The organism is Streptomyces sp. Ru71 (genome assembly GCF_002920535.1).
Classification (GTDB): Bacteria; Actinomycetota; Actinomycetes; order Streptomycetales; family Streptomycetaceae; genus Streptomyces.
In genome coordinates, this window is the sequence record NZ_PQSS01000006.1 from 75382 (window position 1) to 97540 (window position 22159).

At 71.4% G+C, this 22159-nt stretch carries 20 protein-coding genes and 1 pseudogene; 11 read left to right on the forward strand and 10 right to left on the reverse strand.

The annotated features are described in order from the left end of the window. Nucleotides 1–84: 84 nt before the first annotated feature. Both C3489_RS05850 and C3489_RS05855 read right to left on the reverse strand, forming a co-directional pair. Complete coding sequence (locus C3489_RS05850; RefSeq protein WP_103780567.1) at nt 85–1179, reverse strand: DUF1152 domain-containing protein; 1095 nt, start codon at nt 1177–1179, stop codon at nt 85–87. After that, complete coding sequence (locus tag C3489_RS05855; protein WP_103780568.1) at nt 1176–2609, reverse strand: coproporphyrinogen-III oxidase family protein; 1434 nt, start codon at nt 2607–2609, stop codon at nt 1176–1178. Before C3489_RS05855 ends, C3489_RS05850 begins: the two co-directional genes overlap by 4 nt. Before the next feature lie 295 nt (nt 2610–2904). Here C3489_RS05855 and C3489_RS05860 point away from each other — a divergent pair, with 295 nt between their 5' ends. The 6 genes from C3489_RS05860 to C3489_RS05885 all read left to right on the forward strand — a co-directional run bounded on the left by C3489_RS05860 (nt 2905) and on the right by C3489_RS05885 (nt 9149). Then, complete coding sequence (locus C3489_RS05860; RefSeq protein ID WP_258054578.1) at nt 2905–4137, forward strand: ATP-grasp domain-containing protein; 1233 nt, start codon at nt 2905–2907, stop codon at nt 4135–4137. 1 nt (nt 4138) lies between these two features. Then, nucleotides 4139–5392, forward strand: a complete 1254-nt coding sequence (locus C3489_RS05865) for an acetyl-CoA carboxylase biotin carboxylase subunit family protein (protein ID WP_103780570.1) — start codon at nt 4139–4141, stop codon at nt 5390–5392. After that, a complete protein-coding gene (locus tag C3489_RS05870) occupies nt 5389–6732 on the forward strand; it encodes an MFS transporter (RefSeq protein WP_258054579.1) in 1344 nt (447 codons plus the stop codon). Before C3489_RS05865 ends, C3489_RS05870 begins: the two co-directional genes overlap by 4 nt. After that, complete coding sequence (locus C3489_RS05875; protein ID WP_103780572.1) at nt 6729–7730, forward strand: GNAT family N-acetyltransferase; 1002 nt, start codon at nt 6729–6731, stop codon at nt 7728–7730. The genes C3489_RS05870 and C3489_RS05875 overlap by 4 nt, the downstream gene beginning before the upstream one ends. A gap of 240 nt (nt 7731–7970) precedes the next feature. Then, the gene (locus C3489_RS05880) at nt 7971–8861 is read left to right on the forward strand and encodes a DUF4436 family protein (RefSeq protein WP_103780574.1); all 891 of its coding nucleotides are present in this window, start codon (nt 7971–7973) and stop codon (nt 8859–8861) included. A gap of 54 nt (nt 8862–8915) precedes the next feature. Continuing rightward, the gene (locus C3489_RS05885; protein ID WP_374936720.1) at nt 8916–9149 is read left to right on the forward strand and encodes a phosphatase PAP2 family protein; all 234 of its coding nucleotides are present in this window, start codon (nt 8916–8918) and stop codon (nt 9147–9149) included. On the opposite strand, the gene secD is transcribed toward C3489_RS05885, so the two are convergent. The 3 genes from secD to C3489_RS05900 form a co-directional block, all read right to left on the reverse strand. Continuing rightward, entirely contained in the window at nt 9086–11305 is a 2220-nt protein-coding gene (gene secD / locus C3489_RS05890) for a protein translocase subunit SecD (RefSeq protein ID WP_103780575.1), read from the reverse strand. The two genes, C3489_RS05885 and secD, sit on opposite strands and share 64 nt — an antisense overlap. 528 nt (nt 11306–11833) lie before the next feature. Continuing rightward, nucleotides 11834–12499: a response regulator transcription factor gene (locus C3489_RS05895; protein WP_103780577.1), complete on the reverse strand. Its 666-nt coding sequence runs from the start codon at nt 12497–12499 to the stop codon at nt 11834–11836. Continuing rightward, the gene (locus C3489_RS05900; protein ID WP_103780579.1) at nt 12496–13449 is read right to left on the reverse strand and encodes a sensor histidine kinase; all 954 of its coding nucleotides are present in this window, start codon (nt 13447–13449) and stop codon (nt 12496–12498) included. The genes C3489_RS05895 and C3489_RS05900 overlap by 4 nt, the downstream gene beginning before the upstream one ends. Nucleotides 13450–13792: 343 nt before the next feature. Between C3489_RS05900 and C3489_RS05905 the strand changes: the two genes are divergently transcribed. The 3 genes and pseudogenes from C3489_RS05905 to C3489_RS05915 all read left to right on the forward strand — a co-directional run. Further along, nucleotides 13793–14119: a TraR/DksA C4-type zinc finger protein gene (locus C3489_RS05905; protein WP_103780581.1), complete on the forward strand. Its 327-nt coding sequence runs from the start codon at nt 13793–13795 to the stop codon at nt 14117–14119. Between the two features lie 48 nt (nt 14120–14167). Further along, nucleotides 14168–14539, forward strand: coding sequence for a TraR/DksA C4-type zinc finger protein (locus tag C3489_RS05910; protein WP_181139513.1), 372 nt, complete (start codon nt 14168–14170; stop codon nt 14537–14539). Next, a pseudogene (locus C3489_RS05915) lies at nt 14536–15327 on the forward strand (rod shape-determining protein); the annotation flags it as partial. The gene C3489_RS05910 and the pseudogene C3489_RS05915, both read left to right, overlap by 4 nt. Nucleotides 15328–15351: 24 nt before the next feature. On the opposite strand, the gene C3489_RS39955 reads toward C3489_RS05915, so the two are convergent. Continuing rightward, nucleotides 15352–15801: an ester cyclase gene (locus C3489_RS39955; protein WP_103780585.1), complete on the reverse strand. Its 450-nt coding sequence runs from the start codon at nt 15799–15801 to the stop codon at nt 15352–15354. Between the two features lie 140 nt (nt 15802–15941). On the opposite strand from C3489_RS39955, the gene C3489_RS05925 reads away from it, so the two are divergent. Further along, the gene (locus C3489_RS05925) at nt 15942–16505 is read left to right on the forward strand and encodes a dihydrofolate reductase family protein (RefSeq protein ID WP_103780587.1); all 564 of its coding nucleotides are present in this window, start codon (nt 15942–15944) and stop codon (nt 16503–16505) included. A gap of 41 nt (nt 16506–16546) precedes the next feature. Here the strand turns inward: C3489_RS05925 and C3489_RS05930 are convergent, their stop codons facing one another. Beyond that, nucleotides 16547–17443, reverse strand: coding sequence for a helix-turn-helix transcriptional regulator (locus C3489_RS05930; RefSeq protein ID WP_103780589.1), 897 nt, complete (start codon nt 17441–17443; stop codon nt 16547–16549). A 136-nt stretch (nt 17444–17579) separates the two neighbouring features. On the opposite strand from C3489_RS05930, the gene C3489_RS05935 reads away from it, so the two are divergent. Next, nucleotides 17580–18848 carry an MFS transporter gene (locus C3489_RS05935; RefSeq protein WP_103780591.1) on the forward strand — a complete coding sequence of 423 codons (1269 nt, stop codon included), beginning with the start codon at nt 17580–17582 and terminating at the stop codon, nt 18846–18848. Between the two features lie 156 nt (nt 18849–19004). Here C3489_RS05935 and C3489_RS05940 read toward each other — a convergent pair whose 3' ends face one another. The 3 genes from C3489_RS05940 to C3489_RS05950 all read right to left on the reverse strand — a co-directional run bounded on the left by C3489_RS05940 (nt 19005) and on the right by C3489_RS05950 (nt 22149). Continuing rightward, nucleotides 19005–19211, reverse strand: a complete 207-nt coding sequence (locus tag C3489_RS05940) for a hypothetical protein (RefSeq protein ID WP_103780593.1) — start codon at nt 19209–19211, stop codon at nt 19005–19007. Nucleotides 19212–19325: 114 nt separating this feature from the next. Continuing rightward, nucleotides 19326–20777, reverse strand: coding sequence for a glycoside hydrolase family 32 protein (locus tag C3489_RS05945; protein WP_103780595.1), 1452 nt, complete (start codon nt 20775–20777; stop codon nt 19326–19328). Next, nucleotides 20770–22149 (reverse strand): glycoside hydrolase family 172 protein, encoded by a 1380-nt coding sequence (locus tag C3489_RS05950; RefSeq protein ID WP_103780597.1) that lies wholly within the window; start codon nt 22147–22149, stop codon nt 20770–20772. The genes C3489_RS05945 and C3489_RS05950 overlap by 8 nt, the downstream gene beginning before the upstream one ends. Nucleotides 22150–22159 lie beyond the last annotated feature (10 nt).

The window sequence follows — 22159 nt, forward strand, 5'->3', positions numbered from 1 at the left end:
GAAACGGGGGTACCCCCGGCGTATCGGTGTCCTGTGCCGATACTCCGGGGGTACTCGATGGGGACGGGCGCCGCCCCCACTCGGTCAGTCGGTGAGCGACAGCAGCGGGAAGGCGTCCAGACCGGGACGGTGCCGGGTCAGCAGGTCGCGGACGTGTTCGGTCAGGCGCCAGTCGTAGCCCAGGGACTCGACGGCGCAGCGGACGCTCACGTACCGGGCACCGGGGTTGCCGGCGCTCTGGGCCTGGAGCCAGCCGTCCAGTTCGCCGACGAGGGTCTCGTCGTCGATGACGTCGCGCGCGCTGGGCCGGTGGACGGCCCGGCCGCGTTCGCGTTCGTACTCGCTGAACCCGTGCAGCTTCAGACTGACGTCTTCCGCGCCGGCCAGGGTGTCCGGGCGGGTGTCCAGCAGGCCCTGGGCGAGCCGGTTGTGGTCCAGGGCCTGTGCGAGTGGCAGGTCCCAGACGCGGCCGCTGCGGTCGGTGAGCGGGATCGGGCCCGCGTCCTGCCTGGTGAGGCAGGGGCCGCGCAGCCCGGCGGCGGCTGCGGCGAGCAGGGCGCTGGCCTCGGAGGGGTGCCAGCGCAGGATGTCCGCGGCCCACCCCGGGATGGCGGGGTCGAGCGCGGTGCCGTCGCCGGTGACGCGGGTCAGCAGGGTCGCTTCGGGGATCTCCCCGTCGAGACCGGGACCGGCGACGTGGACGGTGGTGTGGATGCCCGCCAGGTGGCAGGCCGCGAGCGCGAGCGCGTCGAGCAGGGGGCTGGCGAGGGTGGGTTCGTCGCCGTGGGCGAGGATGTCGCCGCCCATGTCCACGACGCTGATGTGGTCGGCGCCCATTGCTCGGGCGGTCCGCCCGATCTGGTCGGCGAGGCCTTCGACCCCGGTGTAGGGGTCGAGGAGCGCCAGCTTCGTCGGCAGGCGGCCCGCGAGGCGCGGCAGGGTGGATCCGCGCGGCTCGACCGGCTCGGCGGCCGGGGTCACCAGCGGCACCGGCAGGGTGTCGTGGTCGAGGCCGGTGAAGTCGTGCGGGGCGGCGGGGCCGGGGACCGGATCAACGGTGAGGCGCTCCCAGCCATAGGTGAGGACGACGGCGTCGGCCCGACCGCCCAGGCTCGCGTGGATCAGGGCGGCGCCGACCGGGTCACCGCCACCACCGGCCGCGATGAACAGCTCGGTCACGTAGCCGCCTGCGCGGTGCGGATGCCCGAGATGCCGATCGGCGTCCCCATGTGCTTGCGGGCTCGCTTGTTCTGCTCGTGCAGGCGCTCGTAGTACTCGCGGTCCAGCTGGACGACGGTGTCGGAGAAGAACATCCAGGACAGGATGTCGCGGTATTTGAAGCCCTCGGCGGTGAGCTGGACCCGGCGGCCGAGGCGGCGCAGGAGGCCGGTCTCCTCGGCGGCGTCCAGGATCGGCTCGAACAGATGGGCCTTGTCCTGGTAGCCGAAGCGGTCCAGTTCGGCGAGGTCCAGGTCGAAGGTGTCCAGGACGAGCCGCTTGCGGATGATCTCCTCGTCGTCGAGGACGAAGCCGGTGACGGGCTGCAGCGCGTGCGCCTCGGCCTTGGTGATGTAGTCGGCGACTTCGGACATGGACGGTTTGACGGAGCCCGCCATGTAGTCGAGGACGCCCGTGTAGGAGCGGGCACCGACGCCGAGTCCGAGCAGGGGCACGCCGTGGAAGGTGAGCACCTTCTGCCGGTAGCCGCCGCGGCCGAGCTTCTTGTAGCGGACGGAGCCTTCCTGGACGTAGCCGTGGTCGGTGAAGACCTGACGGGCGTAGTCGTAGCGCTCGTAGAGGTTCGGCGACTGTGCGTACTGGTAGGCGCCGGTCTTGGAGAACCAGGCGTCCGGGCGCACGGTGAGGAAGTACGTGCTGATCGTGGACGGGCTGAGTTTGACGAGTTCGTCGACGGACGTCCGCCAGGTCTCGTCGGTCTGGCCGGCGAAGCCCATGATGAGGTCGGTGGACAGGTCCGGCAGGCCCTTGTCGTGCACGATCTCGATGGCCTTGCGGATGACCTGCTCGCCCGCCTGGCCGCGTCCGGCCTCGCGGATCTCCTTGGGCACGAGGGACTGGATCCCGATGTTGGCCCGGGTCAGGCCCAGTTGCAGCAGGCCTTCGAGGGTGGCGGGTTCGTTGACGATGGAGTCCGGTGTGGCCTCGATCGCCACTTCCTCCACGGTGGAGCGCCAGTTGGGGTACACCTCGTCCAGCGTGCTGAACAACTGCTCGAAGTGGCGCAGGGACAGCAGGCTCGGGGTGCCGCCGCCGATGTAGACCGTGCGCAGCCGGCGGGCGCGGATGATGTCGGCGTGGTCGCGCAGCTGGGTGCACAGCGCGTTCATGTACGCCGTGTAGACGTCCGTGTCCTCGCTGATGACGGTGTACAGGTTGCAGAAGCCGCACTTGTAACGACAGAACGGCACGTGCAGATACAGGTTGAGCTCGGGCACCTGATAGAGGCTCAGGTCCTGCCTCCAGGCCTCCTCGACGGTCCAGGAACCGTCGAGCGGCCGGTAGGTGGAGCGCGACGGGTAGGAGTAGTTGTACGGCGGGATGACGCCCTGACGGATGTAGTCGGTTAACTGTGCGGCGTAGCCGGTCACGCGGACTTGCCCCTCTCGTACGGGTATGACGGTTGGGTCGTCCGAGAGTCAATCCGCGATCGCGGGCGGTGACCCAGGTCCGGTACCCACGAAACCCCGGGCCGCCGGGAGCGCTCTTTGCTGTGCGATGGTCCGAACTTCTCCGGAAGGGCCCCGTCCACGAAGGCAGAGTCCCTAGGATCTGGCCGCGGCCGAGCTGCTGGAGCTTCCTACAACCGTTGTCGCGAAATCGCCGTTCTGCTCTGGTTGTTACGTTCATGGCCCTGGCGCGGCGGGTGCGTGTCTACTGCGCGGCGTGAAGAGGATCCTGCTGATCGAAGCACTCGCCAACTCCGGTCCCTATGTGCTGGACGCCGCCCGTTCACTCGACGCGCACGTCTTCGTCGCCACCCACGAGGACGTCTACGAGAGCTACCCCGCCGCTCTGCGGGACAAGATCCACGGCACGGTGTTCACCGACCTCACCGACCCGGACCGGGCCCTGGCGGAGCTGGCCGCGTTCGCCCGGGCGACGGGGATCGACGCGGTGGCCGGCTGCTGGGAGTTCTTCACCCCGCTCGTCGCCCACCTGGCCCAGCGTCTGGGACTGCCCGGCAACGACCCCCTGCGGGCCCAGGCGTGCCGGAACAAGGCGGAGATGGCGCAGGCGTTCCGCGCGGGCCAGGTGCCGGCGCCCGCGACGATCGTCGTGGACTCGGCCGGGCAGGCGGAAGGTGCCCTCGGCCGCGCCGGCATCGGGTTCCCGGTCGTCGTCAAACCCGCCGAGCAGGGCGGCTCCTGGGGTGTCAGCGTGGTCGAGAGTCCCGGACAGCTCGCTGCCGCCGTACGGCACGCCCAGTCCTGGCCGATCGCCGCCCCGCACGGGCTGCCCATGGATCAGCGTGTCGTACTCCAGGAGTACGTCGACGGACCCGAGTTCAGCCTCGACACCGTCGTCTGGCGCGACGAGTACTTCCACATGCCCCTGGTGGAGAAGCACACCACCGGCGGCTCCTACCGGGCCGAGACCGGTCACACGTGCCCCGCCGCTCTGGGGCACGCCGACGTCCGCGCGGTGCGCGCGGCCACCGAACGGGCCCTGCAGGCGCTCGGCATCCGCAACGGCGTCGCCCACACCGAAGTCAAGCTCTCGCCCGGGGCGGGCCCCGTCGTCATCGAGGTGGGCGCCCGCCTGCCCGGTGACCACCTGGTGGACGTCGTGCGCCGCGCCTCCGGCATCGACGAGGCCCGGGCCTACTTGCAGGCCGTCCTCGACGAGAAGCCGGACGTGCCCGAGCCCCGGCAGGGGGCGTGCGCGATCCGGTTCCTCACTCCCCCGCGCGCGGGCACCTTCCGCGGGGTGACCGTCCCCGGCCGGCACGACGGCCTGGTCGACCAGCACCTCACCACCCCGCCCGGGGCCGTCGTCGGCGGTGCCCACGACAACTCGGCCCGCATCGGTCACCTGGTCTTCACCGCCCCCACGCCCGGCCAGGTCAACGCCGACGCCGCTCGCATACTCGCCCGCACCCGCGTAGAAGTGAGCTGACATGCAGCGCATCGCCTTCCTCCGGTCCGCCGACATCCGGCGGGCCGACCCGTACATCCACGGCATCGCCCCCGTGCTGGCGCGGTTAGGTGCCGAAGCACGCCTCTTCCACACCCACCGCCATGACTGCGGCCCCGAGCAGTTCCCGGGCACGAGCGAGCGACTCGACCCGGCCGCGACCCCGGACGACTTCGTCGAGCGCGTGCGGGCCTGGGGCGCCGACGCCGCCGTGGCGATCTCCCTGCCGGACGAGAACGCCCTGCGCGACGCCGTCGTCAAGACCAAGCTCGAAGCCCTCGGCATCCGCACCGTCATGACGCCCCTGGCCGCCACGCGCGTCCTGTGCGACAAGTGGGAGACCAAACGGGTCCTGCACGCGCACGGCCTCACCACCCCGCCCGCCGTGCTGGTGGACAGTGACCTCCTCAACGACCGGGCGCTGCCCGTCCCGGCCTATCCGGACGCCGTCCGCCTCGCCGCCCAGGACCTCGGCTATCCCCTCATGGCGAAGCCGCTGTGGGACTCCACCAGCATGGGCATCGAGTTCGTCCCCGATGCTGCCGCCCTCGACGGCTACCTGGACGCCCGGCCCACGGCGCACGCGCTCCTGGAGAAGTGCGTGAGCGGACGGTTGTGTTCGGTCGACATCGTCGGCGCCGGCGGTCACTACACCGTCATGCCGCTCATCTGGACCGGCACCGCGGGAGGCCCACCCGCGTTCACCTTCGAGGACCTGCGGTACATCGACCCCACCCAGGACGACGACTTCCGGCCCACCGCGCAAGCCCTGGTGGAGCTGTGCACGGACCTCGGCGTCGAGGGGTCCGTCAACGTCGACATGATCCACGCCGACGGCGTCTACCACGTCCTGGAGATCAACCCCAGGATCGGCGGCGCCACCACGCTGTCCATCGCCGGCAGCGGACTCAACACCTTCGTCGCCCTCCTCGACATCCTGCGGGGCACCTGGCCGACCCGGACCGGCGCTGCGGCCGAGCGCTTCGCGATCGAGTGCCTCACGGCGAACCCGACCCCCGCGCTGCTCGCCGAACTCCGTGCCCGTATCGACCTCGTCACCTGCCACGACCTGATCATCGACGGGCACGACCACGGCGGCATCCTCACGTTCACCGTGGACCCGGGCGACGAGCAACGCACGCTGAAGGGTCTCACCGAGCTGTGCGCGCAGACCGGCTTCATCGCGCCACCCATGCTCGACAAGATCCACCGCCTGCTGACCCGCGCGGGCCGGTGAGCATCCTCACCGGCAGGCGTTCGGTCCGCCGTCGCTCCGACGGCCGACGGCGCCGCGGACCGCACGGCGCTCCGCCGGGCCACGGCTCTCGCCGCGGGCTGCGGGACCGGGCCGGGCTGCCCGTGCTCACCGGGGCGGGCCGCTTCGTCGCCGCGCACGCGGTCGACAGCCTCGGTACCGGGCTCATGTTCGCCTTCACCGTCGTCTACCTCACCCACGCCACCCGCCTCTCCCTCGCGGAGATCGGCGCGGCCCTCACCCTGGGCAACCTGCTCGCGCTGCCCACCCCCGCGCTGGGCGGGACACTGATGGACCGCTTCGGTCCGAAAGCGGTCGTCGCGGTCGCCAACCTCGTGTGTGCCGCCGGGTTCGCGGCATTCCTCGTGGTCGGATCCGCATGGCAGATCAGCCTCGCCTACTTCGTCGTCCAGGCCGGTGTCAACCTGTACTGGACGGCCGCCCGCAACCTGGTGCCGCTGGCCGGCGTGCCCGGCGAGGAGCGCCTGTGGTTCGGGTTCATCTCGTCTCTGCGCAACCTCGGCATCGGCGCCGGCGCCGCCGTCTCCGCCGTCGCCCTGGCCCTGTTCGGTGCGGACAGCGCGTACATGCTCATCGCCGCCAACGCGGGCACGTTCCTGTGCGCGGCGCTGCTGTTCATCACCTGGAAGCCGGCCAGAGGCCCGGACATGCCGAACCCATCGGAGGGGCGTGGCGGGCCGGCCGGACGGGCGAGCTGGGGCGCCCTCCTGCGGGACGGCCGCTACCTCCTGCTCGTCACCGCCAATCTGGCCTTCGTCCTCGCGCAGATGGTGCCGCCGGTCCTGCTCGCCGTCTACGTCACCGAAACCCTGCGCGCGGGCACCTGGATCCCCGGCACCCTCCTGGTGGTCAACACCGCCGCCGTCGCCGTCCTCACCCCCGCCGTCACCCGCCGCTCGGCACGGCACCGCCCGCACCGTGCGATCGCGGGCGGGTTCCTCGTCGGCGCCGCCTCTTTCGCCCTCTTCGCCGCGCCCCTCGCCTGGCAGGGAGCGCCCGGCTGGGCCGTGGCCACCGTCCTGACGGCGGCGATGCTGCTGTTCACCCTGTCGGAGATCCTCAGCTCTCCCGCGCTCAACGAACTCTCCGTGACGTTGGCCCCCACCGAGGCCAACGGCCGTCACCAGGCGGCCTTCCAGCTGTCCTGGTCCATCGGCGGTGCCGCGGCGCCCGCCGTCCTCACCACGCTGCTGAGCCGGCAGCCCGCGCTGCCCTGGCTGTTCCTCGCCTCCCTCAGCGTGCTCGCCGTCCCCGCAGCCCACGCCCTCGCCCCAGCCGACCGGGAGGAACCTCAGCCGTGATCCTCACCCACGTGGACGACATCAGGGACGTTCCCGCCGGCGAGTGGGACGCCCTGGCCGTGCAGGCGGGCCTCTACCTCTCCCACCGGTGGCTCGCGGCCCAGCAGCACGATCCCACCGCCCGCGTCCGCTACGCCCTGGTCCACGACGACGACCGTCTGATCGCCGCCGCGCCGCTGTACGTGGTCGACACCGAACCCAACGCCCTGTATCGCGTGCACGAGCTCGTCCCCGACCGCACACCGGTCAGGACCCTGCTCGCCGGAGCCCGCCGCGGCTACCTCAACGCCCCTCTCCTCCACCCGCGCCTCACCCCCGACCTACGCCGCGAGGCACTGAGCCGGCTCGTGGTGGCCGCCGCATCCCTCGCCTCGTCCCACGAGGCACAGCCGTGGTGGCTGTACGTCAGCGACGCGGCGGCCTCCGAACTGGCCGAGGTCTGCGGCACCAAGCCCGTACAGCTGGGCCAGGACGCCCACATCCCGCTGTCCGGCAGCACGTTCGACGACTATCTCGCCGGCCTGCCCTCCAAGCGGCGGGTCGCCATCCGCCGCGAACGCCGGGCCTTCGCCGAGGCCGGGTACGAGCTGCGCACCCTGCGGCTCTCCGAGTGCGCCGACGCCGCCGGCGCCCTCCTCGCCCAGCTGCAGGAGCGCCACGGCCACCCGGCCGCACCCGACGTCATGGCCCGGCTGCTGCGCGACCAGGCCGACGGCATGGCCGACAGCGGAATCGTCCACGCCGCGTATGCCGAGGGGCGCATGGTCGCGTTCAGCCTCTTCTACCGTCACGCGGGCACCGTCTGGCTCCGCGCCACGGGCTACGACTACGCCCGGCTGCGAGGAGCGCACGAGTACTTCAACCTCGTCTACTACCTCCCCATCGAGGACGCCTACGCCCATGGCGCCACCACCGTCCACCTCGGTATGGAGTCCCTCCGCGCCAAAACCCTCCGGGGAGCGGTCACTTCACCGCTGTGGGCGATCGAGGGGGCTTGAGCGTGAAATCGGTCCGCCTCGACTCGGCAAAGGGCACGCTCCGACACGCCCGTCCGAATGCGGTGGATCGTCGGCGCGGTGGACGATGATCACACTGCGGCCACCGCCCCGCGTCTCGGAGAAGACGGCCGCCCGCGACGTTCGCGCCCGGCTTCGGCGGACCGCGCCGCGTGGGTGCGCGATCCGCTCCCGGCGCCGGGCCGGGCGAGCCCGCTGCCCTCCCACCTCGCCGGAGTCACCATGGCCCCACCCTCGGACTCACGCCGACAGCGCCGCGCCGGAACGTCGATGCTGCCGGTCCTGATTCCCATCGCGGTCCTGATCCTGGTGGCGGTGTCCGTGGGGTCGTGGCTGCAGTTCACCGAGCGGCAGGCGGTCGACACGGTCCGCACGGTCGGGTCCGCGGCCGCCGATCGGGTGGACGTGGAGGCCACCGTCCAACACGTCGACGCCGCGGCCAGGGAGCTGCTGCTGAGGGTCCGGGTCACCCCGCGCGGGAGACTGGGCGAGGAGCAGGGCAGCGCACCGGTTGCCGATCTCAACCTCCAGACGTCCGCGGCGGCCCTCGGCGACCTGACGTTCAAGGCGCACCAGCGGATCGCGACCCGGGACCTGCAGGTCGCCATCTCGGGCGGATCGATCAGCGACTACCCGTTCGACACCTACGAGACCGACCTCGGGTTCGGGGCGCTGCTGGGCGGCAGGCAGGTGCCGGTGCGGATGATGTTCTCCAACAACGACACGCTCTTCTCGGTCTCCGCGACACCCGCGCCGTCCCGGCACGGGACCGCCGTCGTGGTGCTGGACCTGTCCCGATCGGGCAGCCTGCTCGTCTTCGCGGTCTTCATGATGGTGGTGATGTGGGCGCTGGCGGCGGCCGTGCTCATCGGCGCCTGGTACCTCACGAGCCGGAGCAAGGGCTTGGTCTGGCCCGCGCTCGCGTGGATGGCGGCCACCCTGTTCGCGCTCTCGGCGTTCCGCAACAACGCCCCCGGCATGCCCCCGATCGGGTCCGCGATGGACTGGATCGCCTTCCTGTGGGCCGAGTCCATCATCGCCCTCTGCGTGATCGCCGTCGTCGTCACCGGCGTCCGCACCGCCCTCCGCACGGACGACACCCACCAGCCCTAGGGGCTAGTACTCACCCTGCGCGCCCCGCGCGGTGGCACGGCCCTGCGCATCGCGGTGTGCGGCTGGGGCCTGACGGTCGGCCTGACCCGGATCTACCTGGGCGTGCACTGGTTCACCGACGTCATCGGCGGCTGGCTGTTCGCCGTCGGCTGGCTGGGGGCATGCCTCTGCGCGGCCGCCCACCTGCTGCCGGCGTCCTTCCTCGCTGGTTCGTCCGGCCCCGGTCACCGGAATGGGCGCTTGTGCAGTTCGATGGCCAGCGGTGTGGCGGTGAACATCGAGGAGTAGGTGCCCACGACGAGGCCGATGAGGAGGGCGAGGGCGAAGTCGGTCAGGGTGTCGCCGCCGAGGACGGCCAGTGCGGTGAGGATGAAAGCGGCGCCCATGCCGGTGTTCACGGTGCGGGGCAGGGTCTGCAGCAGCGCCTGGTTGGCGACGGCGGCGAAGGGCTTCTTGCGGCCGGGGCGCTGGAGTTCTCGGATCCGGTCGAAGACGACGACGGAGTCGTTGACCGAGTAGCCGATGACCGTCAGCAGCGCGGCCAGGAAGACGCCGTCGACGGGCTTGCCGAGCCAGGCGAAGATGCCGACGAGGATCACGACGTCGTGGGCGAGGGCGGCGACGGCGGAGGTCCCCAGGAGCCAGCGGAAGCGTGCGGCGAGATAGACGAGCTGGGCGGCCAGGGCGACCAGGAGGGCGATGAGCGCGCCTTGGCGCAGTTCCCTGCCGAGGCTCGGCCCGATGGCTTCGTCGCGGATCTTGTCGGCTCGGCGTGCCAGATCGTCGACGGTGTCGGTGATGGTGGCTGCCTGGGCGTTGGTCAGGTGGTGGGTGCGGACGGTGAGCTGGTTCTCGCCGGAGGTCTGGACGACGGCCCGGGGGAATCCGGCGTCGGCGAGCGCGGTGCGGGCCCGGTCGGGATCGACGGGGGTGGCGGTGGTGTATTCGATGAGGCGGCCACCGGTGAATTCGACGCCGAAGTCGAGGCCGCGCACGGCGATCCCGGTGGCGGCGAGGACGAGGGCGGCGGCGGAGGCGGCCAGCCACCGGCGCGGGTGGCGCATCAGGTTCGGGTCGCTGCGGGTGAGGCGGGCTCGGACGGTACCGGGGTGGGTGATGCCGGTGAGGTGGGGGCGGCGACGCAGACCGGGGCGGGCGACGGCGTAGTCGGCCAGGGCGCGGGTGATGACCAGTGCGCTGATCATGGAGGCGAGGACGCCGATGCCCAGCGTGACGCCGAACCCGCGCACGGGTCCGGAGGCGAGGAAGAACAGCAGGCCGGCAGCGATGAGGGTGGTGATGTTGGAGTCGGCGATCGCGCTGAACGCCCTGCGGAATCCGGCGGTCAGGGACGAGCGTGGGGTGGTTCGGTGGCGGGAGGCGTATTCCTCGCGGGCGCGTTCGAAGACGAGCACGTTGGCGTCGACCGCCATACCGATGGCCAGGACGAATCCGGCGAGGCCGGGCAGGGTCAGGGTGGCGCCGAGGGCGACCAGGGCGGCGTAGGAGATGAGGCCGTAACAGGCCAGGGCGACGACGGCCAGGGCTCCCATGATCCGGTAGACGGCGACGATGAACAGAGAGGTCACAGCGGTGCCGATGGCAGCGGCCCAGGCACTGGCCGTGATGGCCTGCGCGCCCAGGGTGGGACCGACGGTGCGCTGCTCGATGATCTCGACCGGCACCGGCAGGGCGCCGCCGTTGATGAGCAGGGCGAGTTCCTTGGCTTCGCTGTGGTCGAAGGTCCCGGTGATCTGGGTGGAGCCGCCGCTGATGCCGGACCGGCAGGTGACGGACTGGGCGACCTGCGGCGAGGAGATGATCTTGTCGTCGAGGACGATGGCGACCCGGCGGCGCGGATCTCCGGCCGGGTGGCACGCCGCGTCGCCGGTCAGGCGGGCCCAGCCCTTTTCGCCGCTTCCCTTGAAGTCCACGGTGACGTGCCATCCCGCACCGCCCTGCTGGTCGAAGCCGGCGGCTGCCTTCTCGACGTCCTTGCCGGTCAGTGAGGCCGCCTTGAGGCGCAGTTGCCGGCCGGACTCGTCGGCGAGCACCTGCTCGTGGGGGCGTTCGGGCAGCTCGGCGTCGGTCGCCGTGCCGAGTACCTGGTGGAAGGTGAGCTGGGCGGTGCGGCCCAGCACATCGGCCGCCTTCCGCGGATCCTGCAGACCGGGCAGTTCGACGACGATCCGGTCGCTGCCGGAACGCGCGATGACGGGCTCGGCGACCCCGAGCGCGTCGATTCGGCCGCGCAGCACCTCCACCGTGCGGTCCGTCGCCTCGGTGTCGGCGTCGGCAGCGTCGGTGGGGCGGGTTTCCAGCACGATCTGGGTGCCGCCCCGCAGATCGAGTCCGAGGTGGACGGGCACGGTGAGGGCGACGTACAGGGACAGGGCAACGGCAGCGAGGGCGATCAGCCCTCTGATGTGCGGGGATCGGTTCACGACGGGCCTCCGGCAGGCACACCGCGGCCAGGGCAGTGGCCGCGGTCGAGAAGGGGGAAGGGATTCAGATGCCGGAGAGCGAGGGTGGTGCCCGGCCACCATGACGGTGTGCCGGTTGCTCCGACGCGGGGGGATCTACCGCCGAGGCCAGGGGTTGCCCGGGCGGGCGCGGGCCGATCGCTGTGCCGGGTGACGCACCCGGCGTGAGGACCGGCGGAGCATGACGTTCGCCGGTGGCGTCCCGATGGCTTCGCACGGCAGCGGTGGACACACCCGGTTCCGCGTCGTCCGCGTAAGGCCCGCTGGGACGCGCGGGACTGTGCGCCGGCTCCGCCCCGGCGGCGAGCACCGTGCCGCCCGGTACCTGCGCGTGCTCACCGCCGAGGACGGACGGGCCGAGCAGGGCGATGAGCAAGGCCAGCAGGACAGCCGGCAGCACGGCCGACACCGCTGCCGTGCCCGGGCCACGCGTGCGCGGAACGGTGTGCGCGACGTCAGCCATCCCCCGTCCCCCCCTTGTGAGCAGGCTCAGGCTTCGATGAGGCCGGCGCGGATCGCATAGCGGGTGAGTTCCAGCCGGTCACGCAGGCCGAGCTTGCGCAGCAGGTTCTCCCGGTGCCGGTGGACGGTCTTGATGCTGATGAAGAGCATCTCCGCGATCTCTTTGGAGGAATGGCCCTCGGCGACGAGTTTGAGGACCTCCTCCTCGCGCGCGGTCAGCACCTGCTCGGGCGGCTCCTCGCCTTCGCGGACCCGGTCGAGGTAGTTGCGGATGAGCGCGGTGACCGCGCCGGGATACAGGAAGGGCTCGTCGCGCATGGCGGCCCGGCATGCCGCCACCAGGTCGCGGTCCGCCACGGACTTCAGCACATATCCACTGGCGCCGGCCTTCAGGGCCTGGAAGAAGTACTGCTCGTTGTCGTGCATCGTCAGCATCAGCACCCGCAGTCCGGGCTTAGACGCGAGGAGTTCCCGGGTGGCCTGCAGGCCGGTCATCCGGGGCATGGCGATGTCCAGCACCGCCAGGTCGACCTCATGGGTGCGGGCCAGCTCGATGGCCTCCGCGCCGTCCCCCGCCTCGGCGACGACCTCAAGGTCCGGCTCCCGGTCGAGGATGAGCCGCACCCCGCGACGTACCAGAGCGTGGTCGTCGGCGAGGAGGATGCGGATCACGGATGTGTGGGGCGTGGTCATGGCTGCTTCCTGGGGAGGGGCACGGTCAGCCGCACCGTGGTACCGGACTGCGGCTGGGAGGTGACATCCAGCGCGGCCCCGATCAGCAGGGCCCGCTCGCGCATTCCGCGGATTCCGGCCCCTTCGCGTGCGACGCCGGTTCCATGGCCGTCGTCGACGACGGCCAGCACCACCGCGTTGTCGGTGTGGTGCAGACTCACTTCGACGTGGCCGGCTTCGGCATGACGGGCGACGTTGGTCAGGGCTTCCTGAGCGACGCGGTACAGCACGAGTTCCGTCTCATGGTCGAACGCGGGCAGGCCGGTGTCGAAGCGGCGCACCACGCGCAGTCCGACATGGGCGGCGAACTCGCTGGTCAGCGAGGTCAGGGCGCTGATCAGACCGAGGTCCTCCAGCGCGCCCGGCCGTAGTCGGCGCACCAGGCGGCGCACCTCGTCCAGGCTCCCCCTGGTGATCTCCTGCGTTTGCCGGAGCTCACCGCGCAGGGGCTCGTCCGCCTCGCCGGCGGCCCGCTCCAGCGCCAGCAGGATCGCGGTCATGCTCTGGCCGACCTCGTCGTGCAGTTCCTGCGCGATGCGTCGCCGCTCCGCTTCCTGTGCGAACAGGGCGCGGGCGCTGCTGGTGGCCCGTTCATGCTCAAGGCGCTCCAGCATGGCGTTGAAGGTGCGGACCAGTTCGGCGGTCTCGCCGCGGCCGCCCTCCGGCAGCCGCTGGCCGGGGCGCAGCAGATCCACGGTGGCCATCAGCCGGGTGAGCCGGTCGAGCGGGGCCAGGCCGATCCGCAGCAAGGCGGCGTTGGCGACCAGCATGACGACCAGGCCGGCCACGAGGATGACCGCCTCGGTCAGCACCACGGGCACGGACACGGTCACCGGAGCCCACAGCAGCAGCGCGGTGGCACTGCCCAGCACGACCGCGTTGAGCGCGAAGATCCGCCAGAACAGGGACACCGGGATGACGCCTCTCTCTAGGTGACACGGCTTTGTCTCTACTGTCGGTCACCGCGCACCCCGAGCGTGAGCTGCGGCCACTGGTACGGACCGGCCTGCCGTCCAGGCTGCCCGCTGCCGGTTCCCTCGTCGATGGGCTCCAATGCCCATTTGCGGGAGCCGGCCCGCCCACGCCGCGATGGGTCCTGGAACATGCCGCAGATGGGTATCGCGCCCGATGGGTTTCGCGGGGCGTCGCGGCCAGAGTGGAGGCATGAACCGGCCCCCGTGACTCCCCCCTCCTCTCGCCCCCGACAGCCGCCTGCCCGGCGCGATCCCCTCCTGCTCGAAAGAAGGAACGGCCATGTCGCTCGACACGCCCCAGACCGAATCCCGTAGTGAGCGGCTGACGGCGCACGAGGCCCTCCAGCGCCTCGAACACGAACGTGCCTCCCGGCTCACCCAGCTGCGGGCCATCGGCGAGGCCGGACGTGACGCGGAGGAACAGGTGCTGTCCGCGCAGAAGGACACCATCCAGCGAGTCCTCACCGAGGTCGAGGCCGCCATCACCCGCGTCCGGGACGGCAGTTACGGCGTCTGCCAGAACTGCTCCAAGCCCATCCCGGTCGAGCGCCTGGAAATCCTGCCCTACGCGCCGCTCTGCGTCCCGTGCCAGCGCAGCATCCCGTGACCAACACCCGTCCGCCCGCCCTCTCCCGCCCTGCCCAGGGGTGATGTGATGAACCGTCAGATCATCGGCGATCGCCACACGACTCTGTCGTTGGAGGACTTCGCCGCACTGCGCGAGAACCTGCACGAGCAACGCCTGTTCCGTCAGGAACAGCTTCAGCAGCTCTCAGCGGCCGCCACGACCCGCGCCGACGCGTTGCTCGACCGGCAGGCCGCTTCCCAGATCGAGGTCCGCGTCAAGCTCGCCGCCTCCGCCCGCATGGTGCTGGCCGACGTCGAAGCCGCCCTGAAGCGGATGGACGAGGGCCACTACGGCACCTGTCATCTGTGCCGCGGGCCCATCGCCCGCGAGCGACTGATGATCGTGCCGCAGGCCCGCTACTGCGCCCGCTGCCAGCAGGTCAGGGAGGCCGGCCGGTGACCACCGCACCCGGTCCCCGTCCCGCGACCACCCGGCACCGCTCGTGGCCCTGGTGCCGGCAGTGCACCGGCATCGCCCTCGACCTGGGCAGCGCCCGCACCCGGGCCTGGATGTCCGGCAGGCGCATGATCCTCGACGTGCCGACGGTCACGTTCCCCGGCGACGGCGCCACACATCCCATCCAGCGCGGCACCATCGTCGACACCCCCGGAACCGCCCGGATGCTCGACCGGCTGCTCGGCCACCGCCTGCCCCGCGCCGGCCGCCCTCTGCTCATCCTGACCACGCCCGCGCTGGGCGGCATCGCCTACCGGACCGCGGCCCGCACCGCGGTCGAGGTGCTGCGCCCGCGCACCGTACTGACCGTCCCCACCGCGCGCGCGGTGGCCACGGCGGCAGACGCCGACCTGGCCCACCCCCTGCTCGTCGTGGACATCGGCGCCCACCTCACCGAGGTCACCCTCCTCACCCACGGCACGGTGACCGACGCCCGCTCCTGCGCCCTGGGCACCGGCGACCTGGACAGGCTCACCCCGCCCGCACGGATCGCCGAGGCAGTCGTCGTCATGCTGACCACCATGCTGGACCAGGACCGCACCTCCCAGACGCTCGCCGCCCTCCATCGCGGTGTGCTCCTGGCCGGCGGGGGCGCACTGCGAGCCGACATCACGCGCCCGCTCACCGACCGGCTCCATGCTCCCGTCCAGCCCGTCCCGGCCCCGCACACCGCAGCGGTCCGCGGCGCCGCGAGTCTGCTGCGAGCCGCCCACGCCCACCCCTCCACCACCACGATCACGTACCGGGACGAGCTCTCAGGCGGCCGGCAGCAGTCCGAGTTGCTGGAGCATGGAGAGCTGATCGACCACATGCCAGTGTTCGGCGAGCCGGTTGCCGTCGAGCCGGTAGATGTCGATCCCGGCGACAGTGCAGGTGCGACCGGTCGGAGGGATGCCGAGGAAGGTGCCGGAATGCGTCGCGTTGTTGGTCCAGCGGACGACGACACGGTCGCCCTCGGCGATGATGTCGTCAAGGGTGAACGTGGGTGACAGTCCTTCCACGAGCATGGTGACACGGCCTTTGAGTCCTTCACGGCCCTGACCCTGTCCGGGCAGAGGGTCGTGTTCTTCGTAGTCCGGCAGTGCCAGCTCGTCGATGACCTCCAGGCGCCGTCCGTTGAGGACTTCCTCATAGAAACGACGCACCAGCGCTTTGTTGGCCTCGGTGGACACGTGATGCCTCCTCACAAGGGCGGTTCGGTTCACCTTGACACGCGTGGCCGCCCCGCAGGCAGCACCGCACCGTCAAAGGCATCCGGCCGGCCCAAGGGGGTCCCGCGCGTCGCGATGAGTCCTGGGGCGTCCGGCGGTCGTACAGTCGAACCCGTTGCCGAGGAGGACGTCTGATGCGCACCGTGACCTATTCGATGAGCGCCTCACTGGACGGCTACATCGTCGGGCCGGACGGCGGCTTCAACTGGACGGAGCCCGACGAGGAGGTCTTCCGGTTCTGGATCGACGAGATCCGAGACGTCGGCGTCCACCTGCTGGGGCGACGGCTGTACGAGACGATGCTGTACTGGGAGACCGCCGACCAGGATCCAACGCTCGACGACTCCATGCGCGAATGGACCGCGCTCTGGAAGCCGCTGCCCAAGGTCGTGTTCTCCACCACGCTGTCGGCGGTGCAGGGCAATGCCCGCCTGGCCTCCGATGGCCTGGCGGAGGAGATCGAGCGGTTGCGGGCCGAGCCGGGGCAGGGTGACATCGCGATCGGCGGCGCGACCCTCGCCGCCGAGGCGGCCGCGCTGGATCTGATCGACGAGTACCGGGTCATGGTCTACCCGGTACTGGTGGGCGGTGGCACACCCTACTTTCCCCGGAACGAGCGCCGGGTGGATCTCGAACTCGTCGAGACCCGCGCCTTCAGTTCACAAGTCGTCTACCTCCGCTACCGCGTGACGCGCTGAGCCACGTTCCAGGCACGCTCCTCCTGCCGGACGGCGCATTCTCAACCCCGCCGCCCGCTTTCCTGGGAGCTGGTCGCCGCCCAGCTGGCGAGGAGCTTGAGACGGTCCTCGTCGGGGGTGCCCGGCTCGGCCGTGTAGATGGTCAGCGAGTGGACCTCGCGGGGTGAAATGGGCAGGTCCAGCGGCTGGTAGACGAGTTCCAGGGGCCCGGCGTCCGGATGCCGGAACCGCTTGACCCCGCCATGGTGGATGCGCACCTCATGGGCGGCCCAACGGGTGCGGAACTCGCCGCTCATCGTGCACAGCTCACCGATCAGTTCGCGCAACGCCTTGTCGTGCGGATAGCGGCCGGCCTCGGCGCGCAGCAGGGCGACGGTGGCGCCGAGGTCCCCGTCCCAGTCGATGACGAAGTCGGGTGCCCCGCGGTCGAGGAACCAGTACCGGGCGAAGTTCGGACGGCCGCGCTCGTCGGTGGTCTCGCTGTCGAACAACGGCGCGAACAAGGCGCGGGCCAGTGCGTTGGTGGCGACGATGTCGAGGCGGCCGTTGGTGACGAAGGCCGCCGACAGCGTCATGGAGTCGAGCAGCCATTGCACGCGGGGCGGCAGGTCGACCGCCTTGCGGCGGCGCGGCGTGCGGCTGGGCGGCTGAGCGGCCCGGGCCAGATCGAACAGGTAGGTGCGTTCGTCGTCGTCGAGCCGCAGCGCGCGGGCGACCGCGTCCAGGACGTCTTCGGACACTCCGCCGATGTGGCCCTTCTCCAGCCGCGTGTACCACTCGGTGCTCACGCCGGCGAGGACGGCGACCTCCTCACGCCGCAGCCCCGGAACCCGACGCCGGCCGCTGGTGGGCAGCCCGACCTGCTCCGGGGTGATCTTGGCACGCCGGGTGGCGAGGAAGTCACGGATGTCGGCGCGGTGGTCCGGGAGGGGTTCCATGCCGTCCACGCTACGGCCGTCGCCCCCGGGAAGGGGGGTCGAGCCTGTACCCCCCATAAACCCACCCTCCCGCGTCCCCGGCGGAGGCGGTTTCGTGGGCTGCGCCCCCGATCTCGATCCGCTGCGGAGACGAAGCATGACGACGCGAGGAGAAACCCTCGGCCGAGGACAAGCCGTCCTCCAGACCCCCGACGACCTGCGGGGCAGTGACCACGGGCAGCCCTCCGCCCGGCTTCCGCTCGTCGTGTACGTCCTGTCCCTGGGCACGTTCCTGATGGGCACGACCGAGTTCGTGGTGGCGGGGCTGCTGCCGGAGATCGCCGACGATGTGCAGGTCGGCGTGGCCCAGGCCGGTCTGCTGATCACTGTCTTCGCGGTCGGGATGATCGTCGGCGCTCCGCTGATGGCGATGCTGACGCTGCGGCTGCCCCGGAGACTGACGCTGATCCTGGCGCTGGGCATCTTCGCCGTCGGGCACGTCGTCGTCGCCGTCGGCTCCGGCTTCGCCGTGCTGCTGGCTGCCCGGTTCCTGACCGCGTTGGCGACCGGCGCGTTCTGGGCGGTGGCCAACGTGGTGGCCGCCCGCGCCGTCGGCCCCGCCGCGAGCTCCCGAGCCCTGGGCGTCGTGGGCGCCGGTGCCATGCTCGCCAATGTCGTCGGTGTGCCGCTGGGCGCCTTCGCCGGGCAGCTCATGGGCTGGCGGGGCCCGTTCTGGGCCCTCGCGGCCCTCGGGGCAGCCGCCATGGTGCTCATCGCCCGTCACGTCCCGCACGACGGATCCGGCCGTACGGCGGTGTCGATCCGTTCCGAGCTGTCCGCTCTGCGCTCAGGGCGCCTGTGGCTGACGCTCGCGGCCTGTGCGACCACCACGGGCGGCGTGCTGTCGACGTACTCCTACATCTCCCCGCTGCTGACCGACCGGGCCGGGCTGGCCTCCGGCCTGGTGCCGCTGGTCCTGGTCGGCTTCGGCGCCGGTGCCCTGGCGGGCTTCCTCGTGGGGGGCCGGCTGGGAGACCACCGCCCCCACGCGACGACGATTTCCGCCGCCGCGACGACCACCGTCCTGCTGCTGGCGCTGTGCCTGCTGTCCGGATCCGCCACGCTCACGACGGTGCTGGTCGCCCTGCTGGGGCTGTTCGGGCTCGGCGCCAACCCGGTCCTGATCTCCCTGGGTGTCCGCTTCGCGGGCCAGGCCCCCACGCTGGGCTCGGCCCTCACCGTCTCGGCGTTCAATCTCGGCACGGCCGTCGGCTCCTGGGTCGCCGGCCTCGCTCTCGATTCACCGCTGGGCGCCACCGGTCCGGCCGCCGTGGGCACCGCCGTCTCCGCCCTCACGCTGATCCCCACGATCGCCATCGCACTCACCCGGCGCGGCCACCGGACGGCGGGGACGCCGAGCTCTTGAGCGGACACCTGCCGCCCGCGGCGGCGCAGACGTCCTGGCCGACGCCCGCAGCCGCCGTCCCGGCACGCGCTACCGGGTCGTCGCCGGCGGCTCCGGGTACTGGGTGCTGCGCCGGATGGGCGGGGCGTTCGAGGAACACCGGGCGAACAGCGGGGCCTAGTGCGGCCACACCTCGGGGCCGCCGCCGCGCCACTCGATGTCGTCGGACCGGATGACGTCGAGGTCGTCGATGCCTTCGAGCCCTGCCTCCTGGAGCAGGGCGACGACGTCGCGGAGCCGGTAGGCGCGGCCGAGGAGGGTGCCGTCCGCTCGCACGCGCCGGCCGCCTTGGTTGTCTGGTGGATACACGATGATCGTGATCATGGTGCCAGCCTCCCGCCAGGCCCCGGCGGGCGCACGGTGTGATGGGCCGGCAGCGTGGCGGCGTTGCCACGCCCCGCCGAGGTGTGTCCGTCTCGGCGGGGCACCCTTGGCAGGTCAGAAGCCGGCGGCCGGGTCCTTGCTCAGGTCCCAGGCTCCGACCGTGTAAGCGGCGGAGCCGGCCCCCATGGCGCCCATCTGCACGCGCCAGGGTCCGTCGCCGACGGGATAGAAGCGCAGGGTGAGGGCGCGGCCGGAGGCGGTGAAGACCTCCGCGACCGAGTGGTCGAGCACCACCCGGAACGTCGCGGTGGGCCCCTCCGCCAGAAGGCGCCAGCTGCCGCCCTTGGCACGCGAGTCGAGGGAGGCATGGTCGCGGTCGACGACCAGTTCGCCGGTGACCGGGTGGTGGACGATGTCGAGGTACTCGGTCCCGTCCGGCGAGGTGAGCAGCCGCAGACGTCCGCCGCGCTCCAAGGAGACGGTCAGATCGGCGGCCCGTGCTATCTCGCCGAGGTCCGCCGGCTGCCCGGCGCTCGCCTTTCCGCCGGCGGAGATCCGTCGTTCGCCGCGCAGTGCGAGCAGCTCACGAGCGGGCCGCTGGATCAGCTCGCCCTGCGGGCCGGGGGTCAGTTCGCGGGGCAGGGAGAGCATTCCGGCCCAGCCGGCCTCGTCGGTCCAGGCGCTGGGGGCGCCGACGCGTTCCTCGTCCCGGGCCTCCCAGATCCAGGCCCACACCAGCCGGCGCCCGTCGGGGGCGCTCAGCAGGGCGGGGGCGTAGAAGTCGGGCCCGTGGTCGAGGAGCCGGGGTGTCGCCGCGGCCTGGAACGCGCCGTCCTGTTCGCGGCCCGGCCAGTAGATCGCGCAGCTCGCCCCCTCCTCCGGATCCCAGGCGCTGGCGAGAACCGCACCGGTACCGTCCGCGAAGGAGGCGTACTGGGCGCACTCCCAGCCTTCCTCGGTGTTGCGGCCACCGGGAAGCGGGTGCGGCGTGCGGGCCAGGAACACCCCCTCGTACGACCAGTCGTCGAGGTCGTCGGCGGTGTACTCCAGCGCCGCCGCGCGCCCGTCGGCCAGGGCCGCGCCGACCAGCATCCGCCAGCGGTCGCCGTCCCGCCACACGTACGGGTCGCGGAACATCGTCGTGCCCTCGGGTGCCTCCGGGATCAGCAGCCGGTCGCGTTTGGTGAACGTCCTACCGCCGTCACAGGACACCGCCGAGGTGACCGGCTGGTGCCGGCGGTCGGGATGGCGGGCGGAGTAGAAGGCGGTGAGGCGGCCGTCGTACGAGACCGCGTTGCCCGACCAGATCCCGCCCTGGTCGTCGCCGCCGGGGGTGGGGGCCAGGGCCACCGGCAGGAGCTCCCAGTGGACGAGGTCCGGGCTGCGGAAGTGACCCCAGTGCATGTCGGCGTGACGGGCGCTGTGCGGGTTGTACTGGAAGTACACGTGGTAGTGGCCGTCGTGGAAGACCAGGCCGTTGGGGTCGTTGATCCAGTGCGCCGGCGGGCGGAGGTGGACCTCCGGGAAGTGCGTGTCGAGCGCCGGCGGCGCTTGGGTGTCAGCCATGGGCGCGCTCGTCGTAGCGGCGGCGGACCTCGGCGGCCTGCTTGATGTTGGCCTCGGACTCCTGCAGCGAGCGTTCGCCCCGCAGGCGGGTGCGCTCGGCGAGGTGGTCCATGTGGCGTTCGAAGCGGGCCCGGTACCGCTCGCGCATGACGGCGATCTCCTCGGCGACCGCGCCGGAACGCGCGGCCGGCACCGGCATGGGCTGTCCGGCCGGGCGTACGGGCAGGCGCTGCTCCAGCGGCGGGATCGTGGCCTTCGGGGAGGGCAGGGTCTGGTACCAGTACGCGGTCGAGGCCCAGTCGTCGGCGAGGTGGTTGCCGTGGCCGTGCTCGATCGAGACCTTGATGCGTTCCTCGAAGCGGATCGGGTCGGCGACGTGGAAGCGGTAGTTGACCGAGTAGCCCGGGACGTCGGCCTCGTGAAGGATCGCGCCGTGGTAGAGGTAGGCGTTCTTCTGCATCCCCCAGGCGTGGTTGAAGTAGTCCTCGGTGCCGGTGCCGTGCAGGGAGGGCGGCCAGCTGGTGGAGCCGTCGGGCAGGAAGTCGTCGTCGATCCAGATCATGTCGTTGCCCTCGCCCCACCAACTGCCCTGCCGGTGGTGGACGGACAGGTTGCAGCCGACGTAGTGGCCCTTGCCCTCGGTGTCGAGGATGACGTAGTTGTCCTCGCCGGTGAGATCGACGATGTTGACCTCGGGGCTGTTGGTCTGGATGTCGGGCGCCCAGCCGTTGCAGGGGTTGCTGCGGCTCCAGCGGGCGTGGAAGTACAGCGTGTCCTGCGGCAGTTCGTCGGGGAACAGCTCGTAGTCGATGTAGAAGTACTGCTGGATGGGCAGGTCGTTCTCGTTGACCAGCTCGATACGGGCGCGCTTGTTGAACGGCATCGGCGCCCAGCAGTTCAGGGCCGCGCTGCCACCGAAGATCAGCGATTCCTCCGGCTTGGCGGAGACGGTGAACAGGGCCGACTGGTAGCTGTTGGGCATGCAGTGGCCGATGCCGAAGAAGTCGCCGAGCGGGACCAGGACGGCGGGCTCCTCCTCGTCGTCCCAGGTGATCCGGATGAGGACCTTGCGGTAGTAATCGGCGTCCGGTTCCTCCCAGTTGACGCCGAGCGCGTTGTGGATCTCCATCACGGGGGCCACGGTGTCGGCCTCCAGCGGGTCGATCAGGCCGGGGCCGAGGGTGCGGCGGCAGAACTGGGTCATCCAGATGTGGGTGATCCGTCCGGGGCCTTCGAGGTCCGCCAGGACCCGGCTGGAGTGGGCGGGGGTCGTCCAGTAGTCCTGGTTACGGCCGCGCTGGTCCCAGCTGGAGACGCGGGCGGTGCGGGCCCGGGTGGGACGGGTGAGGTGTTCGAGGGCGTGCGAGGGCATGGGAGACTGA

Bases quoted from the DNA above. Each gene is read 5' to 3' on its own strand.
- C3489_RS05865 (WP_103780570.1), top strand. From the start codon at position 4,139: ATGCAGCGCATCGCCTTCCTCCGGTCCGCCGACATCCGGCGGGCCGAC.
- C3489_RS05880 (WP_103780574.1), top strand. From the start codon at position 7,971: ATGGCCCCACCCTCGGACTCACGCCGACAGCGCCGCGCCGGAACGTCG.
- C3489_RS05895 (WP_103780577.1), bottom strand. From the start codon at position 12,499: ATGACCACGCCCCACACATCCGTGATCCGCATCCTCCTCGCCGACGAC.
- C3489_RS05905 (WP_103780581.1), top strand. From the start codon at position 13,793: ATGTCGCTCGACACGCCCCAGACCGAATCCCGTAGTGAGCGGCTGACG.
- C3489_RS05910 (WP_181139513.1), top strand. From the start codon at position 14,168: ATGAACCGTCAGATCATCGGCGATCGCCACACGACTCTGTCGTTGGAG.
- C3489_RS05925 (WP_103780587.1), top strand. From the start codon at position 15,942: ATGCGCACCGTGACCTATTCGATGAGCGCCTCACTGGACGGCTACATC.
- C3489_RS05930 (WP_103780589.1), bottom strand. From the start codon at position 17,443: ATGGAACCCCTCCCGGACCACCGCGCCGACATCCGTGACTTCCTCGCC.
- C3489_RS05935 (WP_103780591.1), top strand. From the start codon at position 17,580: ATGACGACGCGAGGAGAAACCCTCGGCCGAGGACAAGCCGTCCTCCAG.
- C3489_RS05940 (WP_103780593.1), bottom strand. From the start codon at position 19,211: ATGATCACGATCATCGTGTATCCACCAGACAACCAAGGCGGCCGGCGC.
- C3489_RS05945 (WP_103780595.1), bottom strand. From the start codon at position 20,777: ATGGCTGACACCCAAGCGCCGCCGGCGCTCGACACGCACTTCCCGGAG.
- C3489_RS05950 (WP_103780597.1), bottom strand. From the start codon at position 22,149: ATGCCCTCGCACGCCCTCGAACACCTCACCCGTCCCACCCGGGCCCGC.